18 protein-coding genes and 4 tRNA genes are annotated in these 17,648 nt (G+C 64.5%); 10 read left to right on the forward strand and 12 right to left on the reverse strand.

Annotated elements, in window-relative coordinates; all coding sequences use genetic code 11:
- Positions 1–6 precede the first annotated feature (6 nt).
- Positions 7–846, reverse strand: a complete 840-nt coding sequence (locus JAN5088_RS09130) for a LysR family transcriptional regulator (protein ID WP_055682526.1) — start codon at positions 844–846, stop codon at positions 7–9.
- Positions 847–931: 85 nt separating this feature from the next.
- Between JAN5088_RS09130 and JAN5088_RS18890 the strand changes: the two genes are divergently transcribed.
- Positions 932–1,075, forward strand: a complete 144-nt coding sequence (locus tag JAN5088_RS18890; protein WP_158448475.1) for a hypothetical protein — start codon at positions 932–934, stop codon at positions 1,073–1,075.
- A 90-nt stretch (positions 1,076–1,165) separates the two neighbouring features.
- Here JAN5088_RS18890 and JAN5088_RS09135 read toward each other — a convergent pair whose 3' ends face one another.
- The 4 genes from JAN5088_RS09135 to JAN5088_RS09150 form a co-directional block, all read right to left on the reverse strand.
- On the reverse strand, positions 1,166–2,392 hold the full coding sequence (locus JAN5088_RS09135) for a glycerophosphodiester phosphodiesterase family protein (protein WP_055682527.1): 1,227 nt from the start codon (positions 2,390–2,392) through the stop codon (positions 1,166–1,168).
- Positions 2,393–2,485: 93 nt separating this feature from the next.
- Positions 2,486–4,147 (reverse strand): mechanosensitive ion channel family protein, encoded by a 1,662-nt coding sequence (locus JAN5088_RS09140; protein ID WP_055682528.1) that lies wholly within the window; start codon positions 4,145–4,147, stop codon positions 2,486–2,488.
- A gap of 51 nt (positions 4,148–4,198) precedes the next feature.
- A complete protein-coding gene (locus JAN5088_RS09145; RefSeq protein ID WP_055682529.1) occupies positions 4,199–4,564 on the reverse strand; it encodes an SUF system Fe-S cluster assembly protein in 366 nt (121 codons plus the stop codon).
- A gap of 141 nt (positions 4,565–4,705) precedes the next feature.
- A complete protein-coding gene (locus tag JAN5088_RS09150) occupies positions 4,706–5,347 on the reverse strand; it encodes an outer membrane protein (RefSeq protein WP_055682530.1) in 642 nt (213 codons plus the stop codon).
- A gap of 211 nt (positions 5,348–5,558) precedes the next feature.
- Between JAN5088_RS09150 and tgt the strand changes: the two genes are divergently transcribed.
- On the forward strand, positions 5,559–6,689 hold the full coding sequence (gene tgt / locus JAN5088_RS09155; protein WP_055682531.1) for a tRNA guanosine(34) transglycosylase Tgt: 1,131 nt from the start codon (positions 5,559–5,561) through the stop codon (positions 6,687–6,689).
- Here the strand turns inward: tgt and JAN5088_RS09160 are convergent.
- The gene (locus JAN5088_RS09160) at positions 6,686–7,321 is read right to left on the reverse strand and encodes a hypothetical protein (protein ID WP_055682532.1); all 636 of its coding nucleotides are present in this window, start codon (positions 7,319–7,321) and stop codon (positions 6,686–6,688) included. The genes tgt and JAN5088_RS09160 overlap by 4 nt on opposite strands.
- Before the next feature lie 380 nt (positions 7,322–7,701).
- On the opposite strand from JAN5088_RS09160, the gene JAN5088_RS09165 reads away from it, so the two are divergent.
- The 3 genes from JAN5088_RS09165 (at position 7,702) to lon (ending at position 11,226) form a co-directional block, all read left to right on the forward strand.
- Entirely contained in the window at positions 7,702–8,349 is a 648-nt protein-coding gene (locus JAN5088_RS09165) for a hypothetical protein (RefSeq protein WP_055682533.1), read from the forward strand.
- A 2-nt stretch (positions 8,350–8,351) separates the two neighbouring features.
- Entirely contained in the window at positions 8,352–8,582 is a 231-nt protein-coding gene (locus JAN5088_RS09170; RefSeq protein ID WP_055682534.1) for a hypothetical protein, read from the forward strand.
- Positions 8,583–8,820: 238 nt separating this feature from the next.
- Positions 8,821–11,226: an endopeptidase La gene (gene lon / locus JAN5088_RS09175; protein ID WP_055682535.1), complete on the forward strand. Its 2,406-nt coding sequence runs from the start codon at positions 8,821–8,823 to the stop codon at positions 11,224–11,226.
- Positions 11,227–11,299: 73 nt separating this feature from the next.
- Here lon and JAN5088_RS09180 read toward each other — a convergent pair whose 3' ends face one another.
- The gene (locus JAN5088_RS09180; RefSeq protein ID WP_233489748.1) at positions 11,300–11,437 is read right to left on the reverse strand and encodes a hypothetical protein; all 138 of its coding nucleotides are present in this window, start codon (positions 11,435–11,437) and stop codon (positions 11,300–11,302) included.
- Between the two features lie 251 nt (positions 11,438–11,688).
- Between JAN5088_RS09180 and JAN5088_RS09185 the strand changes: the two genes are divergently transcribed.
- Positions 11,689–11,763 (forward strand) — tRNA-Val (locus JAN5088_RS09185).
- 23 nt (positions 11,764–11,786) lie between these two features.
- Here the strand turns inward: JAN5088_RS09185 and JAN5088_RS18895 are convergent.
- The 5 genes from JAN5088_RS18895 to JAN5088_RS09205 all read right to left on the reverse strand — a co-directional run bounded on the left by JAN5088_RS18895 (position 11,787) and on the right by JAN5088_RS09205 (position 16,451).
- Positions 11,787–11,945 (reverse strand): hypothetical protein, encoded by a 159-nt coding sequence (locus tag JAN5088_RS18895; protein WP_158448476.1) that lies wholly within the window; start codon positions 11,943–11,945, stop codon positions 11,787–11,789.
- A complete protein-coding gene (locus JAN5088_RS09190) occupies positions 11,942–13,231 on the reverse strand; it encodes an amidase (RefSeq protein WP_370736408.1) in 1,290 nt (429 codons plus the stop codon). The genes JAN5088_RS18895 and JAN5088_RS09190 overlap by 4 nt, the downstream gene beginning before the upstream one ends.
- A 25-nt stretch (positions 13,232–13,256) precedes the next feature.
- The gene (locus JAN5088_RS09195; RefSeq protein WP_055682538.1) at positions 13,257–14,678 is read right to left on the reverse strand and encodes a TRAP transporter large permease; all 1,422 of its coding nucleotides are present in this window, start codon (positions 14,676–14,678) and stop codon (positions 13,257–13,259) included.
- Positions 14,675–15,259: a TRAP transporter small permease subunit gene (locus JAN5088_RS09200; RefSeq protein ID WP_055682539.1), complete on the reverse strand. Its 585-nt coding sequence runs from the start codon at positions 15,257–15,259 to the stop codon at positions 14,675–14,677. The genes JAN5088_RS09195 and JAN5088_RS09200 overlap by 4 nt, the downstream gene beginning before the upstream one ends.
- A gap of 61 nt (positions 15,260–15,320) precedes the next feature.
- Positions 15,321–16,451 carry a TRAP transporter substrate-binding protein gene (locus JAN5088_RS09205; RefSeq protein ID WP_055682540.1) on the reverse strand — a complete coding sequence of 377 codons (1,131 nt, stop codon included), beginning with the start codon at positions 16,449–16,451 and terminating at the stop codon, positions 15,321–15,323.
- Positions 16,452–16,616: 165 nt separating this feature from the next.
- Between JAN5088_RS09205 and JAN5088_RS09210 the strand changes: the two genes are divergently transcribed.
- The 4 genes from JAN5088_RS09210 (at position 16,617) to JAN5088_RS09225 (ending at position 17,646) form a co-directional block, all read left to right on the forward strand.
- Complete coding sequence (locus JAN5088_RS09210) at positions 16,617–17,219, forward strand: histidine phosphatase family protein (protein WP_055682541.1); 603 nt, start codon at positions 16,617–16,619, stop codon at positions 17,217–17,219.
- 21 nt (positions 17,220–17,240) lie between these two features.
- A tRNA-Val gene (locus tag JAN5088_RS09215) sits at positions 17,241–17,316 on the forward strand.
- A gap of 150 nt (positions 17,317–17,466) precedes the next feature.
- Positions 17,467–17,543, forward strand: a tRNA-Asp gene (locus JAN5088_RS09220).
- 26 nt (positions 17,544–17,569) lie between these two features.
- Positions 17,570–17,646 (forward strand) — tRNA-Asp (locus JAN5088_RS09225).
- The last annotated feature ends 2 nt before the right edge of the window (positions 17,647–17,648 follow it).

The raw sequence follows: 17,648 nt of genomic DNA on the forward strand, positions 1-17,648 counted from the left end.
GGTGCCTCAAGGGGTGTTGCTGGACAGGCGGGACGACAGCCAGGCGCCAAGGGCGTCCAGGGCGTCGCGGATCGCCGGGCCATGCCGCGCATCGTGATGGCAGACGAGCCATTCGTCATGGCTCAGCGCGTCGATCCGGTCGGACAGCCGGTCAAGGCCGGAGCCGTCCCCCACGAAGCAAGGCAGCACGATCCGCCCCACGCCCGCCCGCGCCAGTTCCAGCCCGAGGCGCGGGTCGTTCACGGTGGTGACGACGTCGGCGCCGTGATGCTGCGCGACCCAGCGGGCCGAGGGCGTGCTGACGGCATCGCTCGTCGCCCCGATCCAGCCCGACACGCCCGGCCGGCCGTAGACGGCGAAGTCAACGCGCGCCGTGCGTCGCCCCGCCATCCAGGGCTGTTCGGGCCGCCTGTTGCGGACGCCGATGTCGATTTCACGTCGGGCGATGTCCATGTCCTTGTCGCAATGGACGAACTCCGGAATCCAGGCGGCACCGGGTGACCAGAACTGTCGGACGTCTGCGGCCAGCGTCTGCGCGGTCCATGCGCCGGCCGAGATGCGAACCCGCGTGGGTCCGGCGCCGTCCGCCTGCCATTGGGCCACATCGGCCGCCGCCGCCTCCATGCGCCCGGCACGGACCAGCAGGGCAGCACCGTCGTCGGTCACGGCGTACCCCTGCGCACCATGGCGGAACAGGCGCCGGCCCAGCCGGGATTCGAGCGCCGTCATCCGACGGGACAGGGTCGCGCTGGACATACCCGTTTCGGTCGCGGCACCCGCGAGCGTTCCGTGCCGGGCGATGGCGGCAAACAGCGCGAGGTCGTTCCAGGGGATCGGCACTTGCATGATCGCAACCCTAGTTGCCGACCCGGCGGGCTGCAATCGCGTCATCTGATGGGCAGGGTCGGCTTAGTCGAAGAAGGAGCATGCCATGATCGACCTGTCCGATCAACCAGTCGTCCCGAAGACGAGCTACGAACGCGAGCAGGCCCATTTCGCGAGCTTGCGAGCCGAGGCACGGGAGCGGACGCCGTCACGGTGGCGCCGCTGGATCGCCCGGTTGCTCGGCCGATGAAAAAGGGGCGCCGGACCCCCGGCGCCCCGTCTCTGCTTTCCCGATATTCCGGGAAGCGCGAGGGGTTGGCCCCTCGCACGCCCGAAACCGTCAGAGACCCATGCAGTTCGCGTAGAACGTCACCGTCGCCGGCCAATCCGAAAAGATGCCCGCGACGCCCACGTCCTGCGCCAGCGCATCGACCAGTTCATAGGTCACGCCGTCGTTGTCGGTGACATCCTCGATCGACTGATAGTACCAGCCGCCGCCGTCCGACAGCGGACCGGACCGTTCCAGCGACCAGGCGATCATGTTCAGCCCCGCGGCCTTCGCTTCCTCGGCATAGACCGACGGCACGATTTCCCCGTCCTTCGACGTCACGAGCATCCAGAGCGGCGGCGCGATGTAGTTCACGCCCATGTCCGCCAGCTCCTGCATGGTGGGCTTGAAGGTAGAGGCGTCCATCGGGTCGATCTCGCCCTCGTCATCGTCGAAGGCCTCGTAGCGGTCGTCGAGATAGACGGCCTGCGCGCCGAACTCGGGCTCATTCTCGATCCAGTACCTTATGTCCGACAGGTCGAAGGACTGCAGCCAGACATCCGACGCAGGAACGTCGGCGGCCTTGTATTCATCGACCAGCTTCTGCGCATAATCTTCCTGGGTGAAGCCGTCGTGGGGCATGTCGACCGACGCGGATTTCAGCTCAGGCGTGAACTTCGCCTCCATGTCGCGGAACAGCTCGATCGATTCCGCGTGGGTCAGAAGATGCGCGCCATCCGCATAGGTGGTCGTACGATAGGGCGCGACGCCGCCCTGGTAGTCCTCCGGCGTCGTGGCGTTCGCATCGGAGCTGTCCATCTTGGGCGTCAGCGTGCGGAACTGGTCCAGCGTAATCTCGGACGTGCGGCATTCGGCGGAAGCTTCGGTATCGCCGGAGGCGGGGCTGAACGGGGTGACGCAGGTGTCGGCCAGGTCGGTGAGCAGGATGTCGGTCGTCGTCGCGAGGTCGTTCTGCGCGTGGCGGCAGACCAGTTCGTGATCCTGCGTGAAGGTCACGTCGCATTCGAGGATGCCCGCACCCATTCCGGCGGCGGCGACGTTCGATTCGACAGTATGCTCGGGGAACATCAGAGGAGCGCCGCGGTGGCCGATCGAGAAGTCGGTGCGGCTGGGGGTCTGGCCCAGGCAGGACTGAAGTTTCGTCTTGAGTTCGCCGTCGTCCATCTGGCCGATCAGCCAGGCGGGACGGGGGCCATAGGACAGCCCGGCGTCGTGGGTATCGGCGAATACGGGGGTTGCGGATAGCAGGGTCAGCGCAAGAAGCGGTCGGACGGACATGGATGTTCCCTCGGGCTCTGGTGGTGTCGCCGCTCAGTGAACGGCTTCGGTAACCAAAGCGCAACGATTTCGTGAGGGAGCCGTGACTGGACATCAGGTCGCGCCGGCGGCGACGTTGCGGGGGAAGACCGGCTTGCCGGTGTCCTGCTCGATGCGGGCCGCCCGGGCAAGCAGCCGTTCGCGCACCGCGCAGGCCACCTCCCAGGAGGTGTTGGGATCGGTACAGGGCAGGCTGAACCACACCTCCATCCCGAAGACGTCCTGACCGCTGACATTGACGCTCGCGCCGTCCAGGTCGCCGAGCTCCTCGCCCAGATCGGTGTCCGCGACCTCGGACAGGGCTTCGTGAAAAGCCTGGCGCAGGGCCTCCACGTCCGCGGCGGGGTCGAGGCGCAGTTCGAGCACGCGCAGCATTGCCGGTTCTTGCAGCGACCAGTTCGAAAACGTCTCGGACACGAATTCCTCGACTGGCACGACGAGGCGAGTGCCGTCCCAGTTCCGCAACTGGACGAAGGTCATGTGGATCCGTTCCACATGGCAAAGCTCATCCTTGTAGACGACGCGATCCCCGACGCGGGCCGACTGGTTCAGCGCGATCTGGAGCGATGCGAGGACATTTCCGAGGATGCTCCGCGCGGCGAAACCCAGCACGAGTGTCAGCGCGCCGGCGGAGGCCAGGAGCGACAGGCCGATATCCTGGAACAGGTTGGCCGATGTCAGCACGATGACGGTGCCGATCACGAACACCACCACCACGAGAACCCGCTTGGCCGCGTTGAGCCTCGTGGCCAGGATCCGCGCCTCGGTCTGTTCGGCGCGGGTCAGGTCGACGTCTTCGCCGGGGGCGATCAGGTTGTCGAGCAGGACCTCGACGCCATTGACGATGAACAGCAGGATCGCGGTGACGAAGCCGATCGCGACGGCGGGGGCCAGGAACACGTCGATCCGGCCCGAGAACACGAAGACCCGCCCGGTCACCCACCAGACGAGCGTCGTTACGCTCGCGATGATGAGGGGCGTGGACAGGGCCCGCAGGATGCCGGTCGCCACCCGCCCGTCGGCGCGTCGCCAGAGCCTGCGAAGGATGCGGTGCACCACCCATCCGATGGCGATGGCCCCCGCCAGCAGCAGCGGCATGCCGATCAGTTCCCACCACATCAGCCCGCCGAAAGCATCCGTCCGCAGCATTTCCGGCAGCATCATCTCGAACCGGGAGGGGCCGTAGGCGCGGTGCAGGGCGGGAACGTCGCGGACCGTCTCGCTCGGGAAGATCCAGACGGCATCCTCGGCGTCCGCAGGCTGGACGCGGTTCAGGCGGATGGCCGCGGGAACGAGGTCGAGCGGCAGGTCGCGCAACAGCAGGGACCGTCGCGGCTCACCCGCCTGCGGGGCGTTCTCGCCCCCCCGTGTCTGCAGCGCGTCGGGCCGGTCGATCAGGATGCCCCAATCCAACACCGCCTTCCGGTCGATCACGTCAAAAAGCTGCCGGGCCAGCACGGGGCCCTCGACGGGCTGACGTTCGGGGGGCGTTTCCGCGAGGTCGAGGACATGGGCGGCTGCGTCCCAGTCGCCGTCCCGGGCCGCGCGCAGAAAGCTGGCCATGGCGGAGCGCGGGGTGCGCAGGTCGATGCGGTCTGGCACGGGGCCCAGCCCCGCGTTCAGTTCGGGGATCTCGAAGACCGAATCCTGCGCCAGGGCGGGCAGGGTCAGAAGGGCCGCGAGAACGGCAAAGAGGATCGGAAGGATGCGCGACATGGTCCGAAACGTCCGCGAAGGGCGGCGGTTCCGGATCGGGCCGGCGGTCGGTTACATGAACCCGAGTTCCAGGCGGGCCTCGTCCGACATCATTTCCATGCCCCAGGGCGGCTCGAACACCAGGTCGACATCCACGGTGCGGACCCCGGGCAGGGCAGACACGGCATCGGCGACCCAGCCCGGCATCTCACCCGCGACGGGGCATCCGGGGGCGGTCAAGGTCATGATCACGCTCACGTCGTTCTCTGCGTTGATGTCGATCGTATAGATCAGGCCCAGGTCGAAGATGTTCACCGGAATTTCCGGGTCGAAGACGCTGCGGCAGGCATCGACCACGGCTTCGTGCATCGGATGATCCGTGGTCGAAGGGGCGATAAGGGGGGCACCTTCCAGTCGGTCCGTCGTCTCGGCGGTCATCGCGTGTTCCTTCCTTTGTCGAGCGAAAAGATAAGGATTGCGGCCGCCGGGGTAAAGGGTGTGGATTCCATGAAAAAGGGCGCGCCGTGATGGCGCGCCCTTGCGTTTCCCTAACGGGAGCCCGGCGAACCGGACAGCGTCTTAGAAACGGTAGTTCAGGTTCAGACCGACCGTGGTCAGCTTGGTGTCGACGCCTTCGAAGCTGTCGAAATCGTCGAACTCGTCGAACTCATGGTAGAGAGCTTCGGCGCCGAAGGTGACGGCGGGAGTCAGGTAACGCTCGAAGCCGAGACCGGCGAACCAGCCATCGGCGTCGCCCGCGTCGTTCGTGTCGGCCTGTGCCCAACCGGCGGCACCGTAGAACAGGTTCTGGCCCGCGTTGTAGCCCAGACGGGCACCGACGCGCAGGACGCTCTCAAGCTCGAGGTCCGAGTCGTCGAGGTCGATGCTGCCGAAGTCGTACTGGATCAAACCACCGAGCACGGCCGCGCCGAAGTCGTAGTCGTAACCTGCGCGCAGACCGTAGAGGGCGCCGTCGCCGTCGCTGTCGAAGTTGATCAGATCGTCATCGTCATCGTCGTCATCGTCGTCGAACAGGCCATCGGCGTCGATGTTGGCGTAGGCGACCTGACCACCGACATAGCCACCGGTCCAGCTGTAGACGGGGGCGGCGGGGGCGGCGGTGAAGACCGGCGCGGGCTCGACCGGGGCGGGCGCGATGTTGCCGGCGAAGGCGGGGGACGCCATCAGCGGGATCAGCGCGAGGGTAGCAAAACGGTTCATGAATAACTCCTGTGTCTCTGCTCGGCCCCGATTCTGGGGCTGCTTCGTCGAGCTAAGGGGGTAATGAGAGGAATACAGGAAAAGTTCCTGTTTACAGGGGGCATGCGCCCTTTTCCGCCGACGCCTTGACCGTAACTGGCGGTTGTCCGCCTACTGTTGTTTCTTTGCACTTGAAGCTGTTAGGGGGCATTCCAACGGTGGCGGAGGGCCTATGACACAGCACTTTTCGTTCGATTTGGGGGTGACGGATGGCGGCGCGCGAACGGGTCTGATCCGCACGCCCCGCGGTGACATCCGCACCCCCGCGTTCATGCCCGTCGGCACCGCCGCCACCGTCAAGGCGATGTTGCCCGGGTCGGTCCGGGCGACCGGGGCCAATGTCCTGCTGGGAAACACCTATCACCTGATGCTGCGTCCCACGGCGGAGCGGATCGACCGTCTGGGTGGACTGCACCGCTTCATGAACTGGGATCGTCCGATCCTCACCGATAGCGGTGGGTTTCAGGTCATGTCACTCGGTGAGCTTCGCAAAGTTGATTCCGACGGAGTGACATTCAAGTCACATATCGATGGGTCCAAGCACCGCCTGACCCCAGAAAGGTCCATAGAAATCCAGAGGTTACTTGGCTCTGACATCGTCATGTGCTTCGACGAATGCCCTGCTTTGCCCGCCGATCGCGACCGAATCGCCACCTCCATGCGCCTGTCGATGGATTGGGCGGAAAGGTCCCGCGCGGCCTTCGGCGACCGGCCCGGACATGCGCTCTTCGGCATCCAGCAAGGCGGTCTGGACCTCGACCTGCGTGCCGAGTCTGCGGAGCGCCTGCGGGCCATCGGGTTCGACGGCTATGCCATCGGCGGACTGGCCGTGGGCGAAGGGCAGGCGGCGATGTTCGACTGCCTCGACGTCGCGCCGGGACAACTGCCCCAAGACAGGCCGCGCTATCTGATGGGAGTGGGCAAGCCCGACGACATCGTGGGCGCTGTGGCGCGGGGCGTCGACATGATGGATTGCGTCCTGCCATCCCGGTCCGGCCGGACGGGCCAGGCCTGGACACGACGTGGACAGGTCAACCTGCGGAACGCACGCCACGCCGACGATCCGCGCCCCCTGGACGAAACCTGCACCTGCCCGGCCTGCACCGGGTTCAGCCGCGCCTATCTGCATCACGTCGTCCGCGCGCAGGAGATCATCGGATCGATGCTCCTGACCTGGCACAACCTGCAGTACTATCAGGATCTGATGGCCGGGATGCGCGAGGCCATCGGGGCCGGGCGGTTCGCCACCTGGCAGAAGTCATTCCACGCCACCCGCGCGGAGGGTGACATCGAACCGATCTAGGCCGGATGGGGCAGTGCGATCGGGTTGCGCAGGATCAGCACCGGCGCCGCCAGCGGCCGCAGGAGCAGCGTGGCCGCCGGACGGCCGATGCCGGTGTCACGGTCGCGCAGCGTCGCGTCGAAACAGGCGAACCGCATCCGCCGCTCGGCCGACATCATCATCGAGGCGAGGTGGACGAGCCGCGGCCCCGATTGCACCCGAGCCAGTTGCGGCCGGCCGCCAGCGGTCCTGCAGATAAGGGCAAGCGCCTTGTTCACGACCGACGTGGCCGTGCCCCCCACGATGGTGAGGGAGGCCTTCTTGTCCTCGACCGTGCCGAACAGCGCGCCGTCGACGTGCCGGAACCGGATCGCCCCGTCGGGCTGCGCGCGAATGGCGTAGTAGTCGGACGTATCGAAGGTACGCCCGAAGCTGCCTGTCGCGGAATAGGTGCGGACGGCACGCGACAGGAAGTCGAGCGTCGCATCGACCGTCCAGCCGGGTTCGTCGAAGGGCAGTGCCTCCGCCGGACGACGGGTCAGACCATGGCGACGCCCAAGGTGATGCCGACCCTGCCTGGCCTGAAGACGCGCCTCTGCGACGCGCTGTGCCACGGTCCGGGAGGTGGGAGAGACGCTGTAGGAGACGTGCATTCCTGAACTCGTGTTTAACCAGTTAACGACAAGGCCATCGTTGTTCCCGGATTTCGACCATAGCATGACGCAGATGGGGCATGGGTCAATCCTGATCGCAAATTATGAATAATTTCTGAAAACACGGTGTCAGGAAGTACTCGGTCGGTCGACAATCGCGCCAGGTTCACCGGGAAGATGACGCGAGGACCAGACCGGCAGAAAAACGGAAACAATCCAAATTCATTCGCGCGTCCGTCACGCCGAAATTTGCCTGGCCAGGGTCGTCATGGCACGCCGTCGCGGCAACCACTGACGTTACGGCAGGATAGGCTCGCCAAACCCGGTTCGAGCCGCATCGGTCGGCCCTTTGTCTGATCCCTTTATCGCAAGATGCGCGCGTGGCTTTCAGTTCCGGCCGGTCGGACGACGTCGACCCCGACGGGTTCTTCGGGAACATCAGCAAGGCCCAAAGCCTGCACAACCTTAACCGGCGCAATTCCGGGACCAAAGCCTACAACAAGGCGTTCAACGACCTCCGCGACAAGCTGGCCGACCAGGAAGCCGTGAAGAAGGCGCGGGCCGACTTCGTGGCCAACCTCATCTCGCTCGCCGTGACGATCCTCATCGGCGGCTGGATGTCGGTGCGGCTGGGCCGTGCGACCCGGTCGCGCGCGGTGGGCGACGCGGCGAGATACATGCCGGGCGAGGCCTTCGGCGAGGTCCAGAAGAAGCTGGGCGCCGCCGCGACCTCTGGCATGGCAGGCGCGGGGACGCAGAACAGCTTATTCGTCGTTACGACGACGATGATGGACAAGCTCGACTTCTACCTCGATCTGGACACGTGGGTCACGGCGCACAACGTGTCGCCGAACAGCGTCCATACCGCGATCAAGCGAAGCGGACTTCCCACCGGAGAGAAGGACGCTTTGGCAAACCACGCCAGCCGGACCCGGTTCATCGCGGACGCACCCTCCGGCACACGGGTGGCGAGTACGGAGCGCGCGGCCGAGGCGATCGAACGGGCGCTCTGGATGGATTTTCGTTAGACATGGACTACCTCCAGACCTCCTACGAAGACTGGGGCAGCAACTCTTCCCAGACCGCCTGGAGTGACGCAGGCGGGATCGCCGCCGTCCCCGGATCGCCATCCTGTCTGACGGAACTGGTGCCTTGGCTCAGCAGCCGTTGCTATTTCAAGCTCAGCGACGGCTTCGACGCGGGCGGGCTTCAGCGCGCCCTCGTGGCCATCCCCGAGATCGGGCACAAGTTCCCAATTTGACATTAACGCCATCGTAGCGCCCTTCGCCGGACTAGCAGCCGACGGGTGTGCCGGTCTGTCATGCTTTGCGTAAAATTCGTGTCGCCCCCTTGTGCCCGTCCGCTTGGCTGGCCAGACTGGGAAACAAGACGGGAACATCCCGCGCATTGACGCCAGCAATCGGCATCCCCACCTAGGGTATCGATGACGGAGGACTCCACATGCCGCCGCAATGGGGCAGGGGTCTTTGCGAAAGGACATGACAGACATGACGACTTCCACCCATCCCGTGCTGCCGCTGCGTGACATCGTGGTCTTCCCGCACATGATCGTTCCCCTGTTCGTGGGGCGCGAGAAATCGGTCCGCGCCCTTGAGGAGGTGATGGCCGACGACAAGCAGATCCTCTTGTCGAGCCAGGTCGACCCTGCCGTGGACGAGCCGGATCAAAACGGCATCTATCGCGTGGGCGTGCTGGCCAACGTGCTGCAATTGCTCAAGTTGCCCGACGGAACTGTCAAGGTTCTCGTCGAAGGACGCTCCCGCGTGCGTGTCACCCGTTTTCTCGACAACGACGCCTTCTTCGAGGCGGAGGCCGAGACGATGGAAGAGAGCCGCGGTGACGACGCCACGATCGAGGCCCTGCAACGCTCCGTTGCTGAGGAATTCGAGCGTTACGCCAAGGTTAAGAAGAACATTCCGGAGGAGGCGCTCGGCGCAGTTTCCGAAGCGCAGGATCCGGCCAAGCTGGTCGATCTCGTGTCGGGACACCTGGGCATCGAGGTCGCGCAGAAGCAGGAACTGCTCGAGATGCTGACCGTGTCCGAACGGCTGGAAAAGGTCTACGGCATGATGCAGGGCGAGATGTCCGTGCTTCAGGTCGAGAAGCGCATCAAGTCCCGCGTCAAGTCGCAGATGGAGCGGACGCAGCGCGAATATTACCTGAACGAACAGATGAAGGCGATCCAGAAGGAACTGGGCGACGGTGAGGATGGCCAGAACGAGGTCGCCGAACTGGAAGCGCGTATCGCGAAGGTCGACCTTTCGAAGGAGGCCCGCGAGAAGGCGGAGGCCGAGCTTAAGAAGCTGCGGAACATGTCGCCCATGTCCGCGGAGGCGACCGTGATCCGCAATTATCTCGACTGGATGCTTTCGATCCCGTGGGGGAAGGGCAGTCGCGTCAAGAAGGACATCGTCAAGGCGCAGACCGTGCTGGATCAGGACCATTACGGACTTGAGAAGGTGAAGGAGCGGATCGTCGAATATCTCGCCGTCCAAGCGCGGTCGGCCAAGCTCAAAGGCCCGATCCTGTGTCTCGTCGGCCCTCCGGGCGTGGGCAAGACGTCGCTGGGCAAGTCGGTTGCCAAGGCCACGGGGCGCGAATTCATCCGCATCTCGCTGGGCGGCGTACGCGACGAGTCCGAGATCCGTGGGCACCGCCGCACTTACATCGGGTCGATGCCGGGCAAGATCATTCAGGCCCTGAAGAAGGCCAAGACGACCAACCCGCTGATCCTGCTGGATGAGATCGACAAGATGGGTCAGGATTTCCGCGGTGATCCGGCTTCCGCCATGCTTGAGGTTCTGGACCCGGAGCAGAACGGCACTTTTGTCGATCACTATTTGGAGGTCGAATACGACCTGTCGAACGTGATGTTCCTGACGACGGCCAATTCCTACAACATGCCGGGGCCGCTGCTCGACCGCATGGAGATCATCCCGCTCGCCGGTTATACCGAGGAGGAGAAGGTCGAGATCGCGCGGCAGCATCTGCTGCCCAAGCAGGTCAAGAACCATGGCCTCCGCAAGGGTGAGTTCGACGTGACGGACGGGGCCCTGCGCGAGATGGTTCGCACCTATACTCGCGAGGCAGGGGTTCGAAATCTGGAGCGCGAGATCGCCAAGCTGGCCAGGAAGGCCGTGACGCGCATCGTCGGCAAGAAGGAGACCGCGATCACGGTGACCGAAGACAACCTGGACGATTTCCTGGGTGTCAAGAAGTACCGCTATGGCTTGGCCGAGCAGGACGATCAGATAGGTGTCGTGACCGGTCTGGCCTATACCAGCGTGGGCGGCGATCTGCTGCACATCGAGGCGCTGCGCCTGCCGGGCAAGGGTCGCATGAAGACGACGGGCAAGCTGGGCGACGTGATGAAGGAGTCGATCGATGCGGCGGCCAGTTACGTCCGCTCGATCGCACCCAGCATCGGGGTGAAGCCGCCGAAGTTCGATACGATGGACATCCACGTCCATGTGCCGGACGGCGCGACACCCAAGGACGGCCCGTCGGCCGGTCTGGCGATGGTGACATCCATCGTTTCGGTCCTGACGCAAATCCCCGTCCGGCGCGATATCGCGATGACGGGGGAGGTCAGCCTGCGCGGGAATGCGATGCCGATCGGCGGTCTGAAGGAGAAGTTGTTGGCGGCTCTGCGGGGGGGCATCACGACGGTATTGATCCCGCAGGAGAACGAGAAGGACCTGGTGGAACTTCCCGACAGCGTGAAGGAAGGTCTCAAGATCATTCCGGTCAGTCACGTCTCGGAGGTGTTGAAACTTGCCCTGACTCGGATGCCGGAACCCATTGATTGGGACGAGGCCGCCGAAGAAGCCGCAGCATTGGCTGCCAAATCGTCACAGACGGGGCAGGGTGCTACGGCGCACTGAACGGTTCGATAATGCATAAAAGGAAAGGGCCCTCAGGGGCCCTTTCTCGTCTTGTCGAACCGTCCAGTTCCAATCAGTTTGCCGCTGCGGCGGCGATGAAGACCAGAAACAGAAGCGGGACGACGATTCCCTGCGCGCTCGACGATGTGTCCTCGACGATGACAACCGGTTCCGGGGGCGGGGGCGCGATATTGCCGGCGGAGGCGGTCATGGTGCCTGCGGCAACGACGAGCATTGCAAGTGCGGTTGAACGTAGCATTGACGATGTCCTCTCAAAAATGAGTGCGGCCTTGGTAACCCTTCCGAGTCTGGTCCAAGGTTGGAACGAGTCAAGGTCATTGTCGTTAACCTGGTTCATACGGAGACTCGGGGCGTGACGAAAACCCCGCACTTTAGGTCCTCGATTCCCTGTGGATGGCACTTGAACCCCTGCCGCGCTTTGGCTAAGCCCATCCACGGATCGGGTGATTAGCTCAGTGGTAGAGCGCTTCGTTCACATCGAAGATGTCGGGGGTTCAAATCCCTCATCACCCACCATCATCCCGCTCGGATCCTAGTCGTCAGTTCCGCCGCCCGGAGGACGTGAGCAGATCGTAGAACGCCAGTCCCACCGTCAGGACGGAGACGGCGATCAGGTCCGGGCTCGGTACGGCCACCACGAGGATGCCGACGAAGCCCGCAAATACGAGGAAAGCGATGGCCGCAATGGTTCGGTTCATTCCGTTTCTCCCGCTGTGTCCACCCAATCGTAGAGCCATTGCGCCGTCCGAAGCAATCGCGCATCGCCTCCCCGCGGACCGATCAACTGCACCCCGAGTGGCAGGTCAACGACCTGCAAAATCGGCACGGTGACTGCCGGCGTCCCGCACAGGGTCCACAGCCCGTTGAAGACCGGGTCGCCAGTGGTGTCCCGCAAGGGCGCAGGGCCGGGGGCGGCCGGGCAGAGGATCGCGTCGCATCGCTGGAAAATCTCGTCCAGAGCAGCGTTCAGGATACCTGGCCAGTCAAGCGCAGCGATGTAGTCTCGGGCAAGGATCGCGTTGCCTTCCTCCATCGCGGCACGCAGCCCCTCCGACAGACCATCGTTGCTGGCGTAGCGATGGTAGCAGCGCGCCATCTCGGCCAGGTTGATGCGGCGGCGTATCTCTTCGGCCTGATCGAACAGCGCCGGCAGCACAAGTTGGAAAGCCTGATCACCCAAGCTATCGGTCAGTTCCGCGAACGCGTCTTTCGTTTCCGTTTCGGCCCTGTCCCAGCCCGGCGGTTGCAGCACCGCCAGGGTGGGCGGCACGGGCGCGCCGGCCTGAACTGTCTTCAAAAGACCGGGCGGCGGCACCGGCACCCCCGCCCTGACCTGCGCGAACAGGACGTCGCAGAGCAGTGCGGCCTCCCTCGGAGAGCGTGCGAAGACGCCAACCGTGTCGAGGCTCGGCGATTGCGGCAGAACGCCCTTTGTCGAGATGGCATCAAAGGTCGGCTTGAACCCGGTCGTCCCGCAGAACGAAGCTGGGCGGATGACAGACCCGTTCGTCTGCGTGCCGACGGCCAGCGCCGTCATGCCGGCTGCGACGGCCGCAGCGGACCCCGCCGACGATCCGCCGGGCGTCCGGGCCGGGTCGTGCGGGTTGCACGTGATCGCCGGGTCCATGAACGCCAGTTCCGTCGTCACCGTCTTTCCGAGAATCAGCGCTCCGGCGGCTTTGAGGTTCTGGACGAGGGCAGCGTCCTGACCGGGCACACGGCCCGCGTCGATCCGGCTGCCGTTTTCCGTCGGGATGCGCGCGGTGTCGATGACGTCCTTCAGTGCGACGGGCACGCCGTGAAGCGCGCCGATGGCACGACCGGCCCGCCGGTGCGCATCGAGGGCATCGGCCTGTCGCCGCAGGTAGGCGGCATCGAACCAGGCAAAGGCGCCGATCTCGGGGTCCTGCGCTTCGATCCGCGCGATATGCGCCTCGGCTACCTGCGCCACGGACAAGGCGCCCTTCGCGATCCTGTCGCGCAAGGCGATGGCGTCGGGACTGATCTCCTCAGTTGCCATAGAACTGGTTTGGCAGGTGGAAGACGATCTGCGGGAAGACGTACATCAGGACCATGGCGATGAAGACGCACGCGAGGAAAGGCAGGCAGCCCGCGAAGATTTGCGTCAGACGGACTTCGGGCGGGGCGATTCCCTTGAGGTAATAGGCCGACATGGCCATCGGTGGCGTCAGGAAGCTGGTCTGCAGGTTCAGCGCGACGAGCACGCCGAAGAACAGCGGGTCGATCTCGAAGATCGCCAGAAGCGGCAGGAAGATCGGCACGAAGATGATGATGATCTCCGACCATTCGAGCGGCCAGCCGAGCAGGAAGATGATGATCTGTGCCAGCAGAAGGAACATCAGCGGCGTGAGGTTGAGGGACTGGACGAACTCGCTGATCACGTGCTCGCCCCCGAGATAGGAGAATACCGACGAGAAGGTGTAGGAGCCGACGAACAACCAGCACACCATCGCGGTCGTGCGAACCGTCAGATAGACCGATTCCCGCAACCGTTGCCATGTCATCGCACGGTAGACCAGCGCCAGAAGAATGCCGCCGAGCGCGCCGATCGACGCGGCTTCGGTCGGCGTGGCCAGACCGAACAGGATCGACCCCAGCACCGCCAGGATGAGGAACGCCAGCGGCACGAAGGAGGTGACGACCATTACCAGGAGCTTGCCCATGGGAACGTCCGGCACCTCCGCTCGCGTGGGTTTGGGCGCGACGCTGGGTTGCAGGATCGACCGACCGACGACGTAGACCAGGTAGAGTCCGGTCAGTGTCAGGCCCGGCAGCAGCGCGCCGGCATAAAGGCGGACGATCGAAACGTTGGACGCAGCCGCATAGACGATCAGCATGATGGATGGCGGGATCAGGATGCCCAGCGTGCCGCCCGCGCAGATGATGCCGCTGGCAAAGGCCGGATCATAGCGGGCCTTGAGCATCGCGGGGAGCGCCAGCAGGCCCATCAAGGTAACGACCGCACCGACGATGCCGGTGGCCGTGGCGAACAGCGCACAGGTGATCAGCGCGGCCACCCCCATGCTGCCGGGCACGCGGCGCGATGCGATGTTGAGCGTGTCGAACAGCCGGTTCACGATGTTCGCCCGTTCGACGATGTAGCCCATGAACAGGAACAGCGGCACGGCGGTCAGCACCTCGTTGCTCATCACCGTATAGGTCTGGTTCACGAACAGGTCGAAGATGCGGTTATTGAGCAACCCTTCCCACCAGAGGCTCGTCTGGTCCCACCAGGACGCGGCGTCGATGTCGAGCCGGTCATAGGCACGCCACATGCGCCGTTCGTCGAAATAGGCGTAGTAGCCGAAGCCGATGCCCATCGCCATCAACGTGAAGGCGATGGGAAAGCCCAGGAAGACGAAGACGATGAAAAGCCCCAGCATGAACAGGGCGACCTGCGGATCGGTCATGGATGGGCGTCCTTTTCGGCCGCATTGGCCTGTTGCATCAGAAGGTCCTCGGTCTCGAACACATCCTCGTCGGCGATGAGCCATTCACCCGTTCGGATGCAGTGGATACAGCGGAAGACCTCGGCGATGCCCTGTATGAACAGGAGGATACCGGCAGCGACGATCACCGTCTTGAACTGATAGATCGGGATTCCCGCCGGGCTGCTGACCGACACCTCGGCGTATTGCCAGGATCGGGCTGCGTATTTCCATCCCGCGAAGATGAGGGCCAGGACGCCTGGAAAGAAGAAGAGGAAATAAAGCACCAAATCGACGCGCGCCTGCCACCGCGGCGACCAGAGTCGATAGAGAAAGTCACCCCGCACATGGCCGCGCCGCGATAATGTATAGGCTCCGCCCATCATGAACAGCGTGCCGTACATGATGAATGACACGTCCAACGCCCAGACCGTCGGACTATTGAGGACATAGCGTACGAAGACCTCGTACCCTGTGCCCACCGACATCAAAATGATGAGCCATGCAAACGTCTTGCCGAACCATGCTGACACCGCATCGGCGAACTGGATGTATCGCAGCACGAAAATTCCCCCAGGAAGTCGGGCAATCGGCCCCCGCGCGGTACGCAGGGGCCGACGGCGGTCAGAGCTTCAGCTTGCCCGGGAAATAATGCTCATAGGCCAGAGTATAGTCGGGGGCGTTCATCAACTCGTAGAACACCACGTCCTCGACCCAGGCCCGCTGGCTGTCGAGGCACTTCTTCATGAACGGGTCCGACTCCAGATCGGGGATCAGCTCGTCCCAGGCTTCGATCTGCGCTGCGAGGATTTCCTTGGACGTCCGCTGAACGTCCACCCCGGCCTCCTCCTGAAGCCACTTGAGGTCCGCGGAATAGCGGCGGGCCGCCTTGGCCGTGTTCGCCGTCGACACCGCCTCGACCCCGTGGATCAGGATGGCCTTCAGGTCAGGCTCCATGTCTTCCATCAGAAGCCCGTTGAACAGGAACTCGAAGCTTTCGGATGCCTGATGGTAGGACGACAGCAGATAATTCTTCGCCACGTCCTGAGCGCCGAAGTCGCGGTCGGACGAGGGGTTGTTGAACTCGAACGCGTCGATGACGCCGCGCTCCATCGCGGGGACGATCTCGCCACCCGGAAGCTGCGCCACCGACATGCCCAGCTTGGCCATCAGGTCGGCGGCCAGGCCGACGGTCCGGTACTTGAAGCCCTGAAGCTGATCCACCGAGGAGACCGGATTCTTGAACCATCCGAACGGCTGTGCGGGCATCGGGAAGGCCATGTAGCCGTCGATGTCGAGGCCCATGATGTCCTGCGTCAGCTCATCATAGAGCGCCTTGCCGCCGCCTTCGTAGAACCAATTCATCATCGTGCTGGCCGAGCCGCCGAAGACCGGCCCCGTCCCGAAGAGCGATGCGGCCTTGTTCTTGCCGTACCAATAGACGGGCACGTCGTGGCCGATATCGAGCAGGCCGTCGTTGACGGCGTCCAGCACCTGGAACGCGCCGACGACCGCGCCCGCCGGCAGAAGGTCGATCTTCAGCCGTCCACCCGACATCGCCTCCACACGGGTGACGTAGTCCTGCGCCATCTCCTGCCAGATGTTGGACGACGGCCAGGCCGTCTGCATCTTCAGGACCATGGGCGACTGCGCCATGACCGCCGGGGCCGCAAGGACGCCGACACCGGCCGCGCCGCCGCCCAGGGCGGTCTTCTTCAGAAAGGACCGGCGGCCCATCTTGGTTGAACTCGTCATGTCAATCCTCCCAGATTTTTTTCGGGCATCGCGCATGACGAATTTGCGAGCCCTTGGGGACCGTAACATGACGACCCCGACGGACAAGCGGGAATCGGTTCCGTCCCCTGGCCACGTCCCGTCTTTCCACTTGCGCCGCGTCTGCCCGGCAAGGATACCGCCGCCATGGACACCCCTTCGATCCCCGATCTGCTGCCGGACCTGATCGTGATGCGGCATGGCGAGACCGAATGGAACGTCGCGCGTCGCCTGCAGGGCGCACTTGATTCGCCGCTGACCGCGCGGGGCAGGAAGCAGGCATTGGCGCTCGGCGCGATGTTCGCGACGATGGGCCTCGGCCCCGCGTCCCATGATCTTCGGACCAGCCCGCAACCCCGCGCCGCCATGACCGCCGCACTGGCCTTCGGCGAAGGCGCGACGACGGACCCCGATCTGCGCGAGATCGGGCTGGGTGCCTGGACGGGGGCGGGCATCGCGGGCCTGCGGACCGATCTCGCGCCGGATGTCGATATGTTGGCGTTCTACGATGGGGCACCCGAAGGCGAGGGGTTCGTCGCACTGGAACACCGCGCGCGGTCTGTCATGGCACGCATCCGCCGCCCGACGATACTTGTGACCCACGACATGACGGGGCGGATGATCCGGACGCTGGCCCTCGGGCGCAGCGTCGCCGATCTGCCGGACCTGGCGAGCGGGCAGGGCGCCGCCTTCCGTATTCGGGACGGGGTCGAGACGATGATGACGCCCGATCTTGATGCCTTCGCGTGACCGCGCTAAGGCCCTCGCCACGGGTGGTTAGCTCAGTTGGTAGAGCGTCTCGTTTACACCGAGAATGTCGGGGGTTCGAGCCCCTCACCACCCACCATTTCCCTTGATGGACATGGCTGCGCCGCCTCGCCCTCGTGACGGCGAAGAGGCGCAGCGAAACCTGAGATCTTTGCGCGCTTCGACGCTTGACGGCGACCGAGCCGCGCCATACACCCGCCCCACGCCGGGGGACCGGCGGGCATGCTGCGCGGTTGTAGCTCAGTTGGTTAGAGTACCGGCCTGTCACGCCGGGGGTCGCGGGTTCGAGCCCCGTCAACCGCGCCACTGCCCATCGGTCCCCCGCGTGATGCGCGGTTGTAGCTCAGTTGGTTAGAGTACCGGCCTGTCACGCCGGGGGTCGCGGGTTCGAGCCCCGTCAACCGCGCCACT

The organism is Jannaschia rubra, from assembly GCF_001403735.1.
Taxonomy (GTDB): domain Bacteria; phylum Pseudomonadota; class Alphaproteobacteria; order Rhodobacterales; family Rhodobacteraceae; genus Jannaschia; species Jannaschia rubra.

Coding starts and splice junctions, on each gene's coding strand:
- JAN5088_RS09130 (WP_055682526.1), bottom strand. CDS start 846: ATGCAAGTGCCGATCCCCTGGAACGACCTCGCGCTGTTTGCCGCCATC.
- JAN5088_RS18890 (WP_158448475.1), top strand. CDS start 932: ATGATCGACCTGTCCGATCAACCAGTCGTCCCGAAGACGAGCTACGAA.
- JAN5088_RS09135 (WP_055682527.1), bottom strand. CDS start 2,392: ATGTCCGTCCGACCGCTTCTTGCGCTGACCCTGCTATCCGCAACCCCC.
- JAN5088_RS09140 (WP_055682528.1), bottom strand. CDS start 4,147: ATGTCGCGCATCCTTCCGATCCTCTTTGCCGTTCTCGCGGCCCTTCTG.
- JAN5088_RS09145 (WP_055682529.1), bottom strand. CDS start 4,564: ATGACCGCCGAGACGACGGACCGACTGGAAGGTGCCCCCCTTATCGCC.
- JAN5088_RS09150 (WP_055682530.1), bottom strand. CDS start 5,347: ATGAACCGTTTTGCTACCCTCGCGCTGATCCCGCTGATGGCGTCCCCC.
- tgt (WP_055682531.1), top strand. CDS start 5,559: ATGACACAGCACTTTTCGTTCGATTTGGGGGTGACGGATGGCGGCGCG.
- JAN5088_RS09160 (WP_055682532.1), bottom strand. CDS start 7,321: ATGCACGTCTCCTACAGCGTCTCTCCCACCTCCCGGACCGTGGCACAG.
- JAN5088_RS09170 (WP_055682534.1), top strand. CDS start 8,352: ATGGACTACCTCCAGACCTCCTACGAAGACTGGGGCAGCAACTCTTCC.
- lon (WP_055682535.1), top strand. CDS start 8,821: ATGACAGACATGACGACTTCCACCCATCCCGTGCTGCCGCTGCGTGAC.
- JAN5088_RS09180 (WP_233489748.1), bottom strand. CDS start 11,437: ATGACCGCCTCCGCCGGCAATATCGCGCCCCCGCCCCCGGAACCGGTT.
- JAN5088_RS18895 (WP_158448476.1), bottom strand. CDS start 11,945: ATGAACCGAACCATTGCGGCCATCGCTTTCCTCGTATTTGCGGGCTTC.
- JAN5088_RS09195 (WP_055682538.1), bottom strand. CDS start 14,678: ATGACCGATCCGCAGGTCGCCCTGTTCATGCTGGGGCTTTTCATCGTC.
- JAN5088_RS09205 (WP_055682540.1), bottom strand. CDS start 16,451: ATGACGAGTTCAACCAAGATGGGCCGCCGGTCCTTTCTGAAGAAGACC.
- JAN5088_RS09210 (WP_055682541.1), top strand. CDS start 16,617: ATGGACACCCCTTCGATCCCCGATCTGCTGCCGGACCTGATCGTGATG.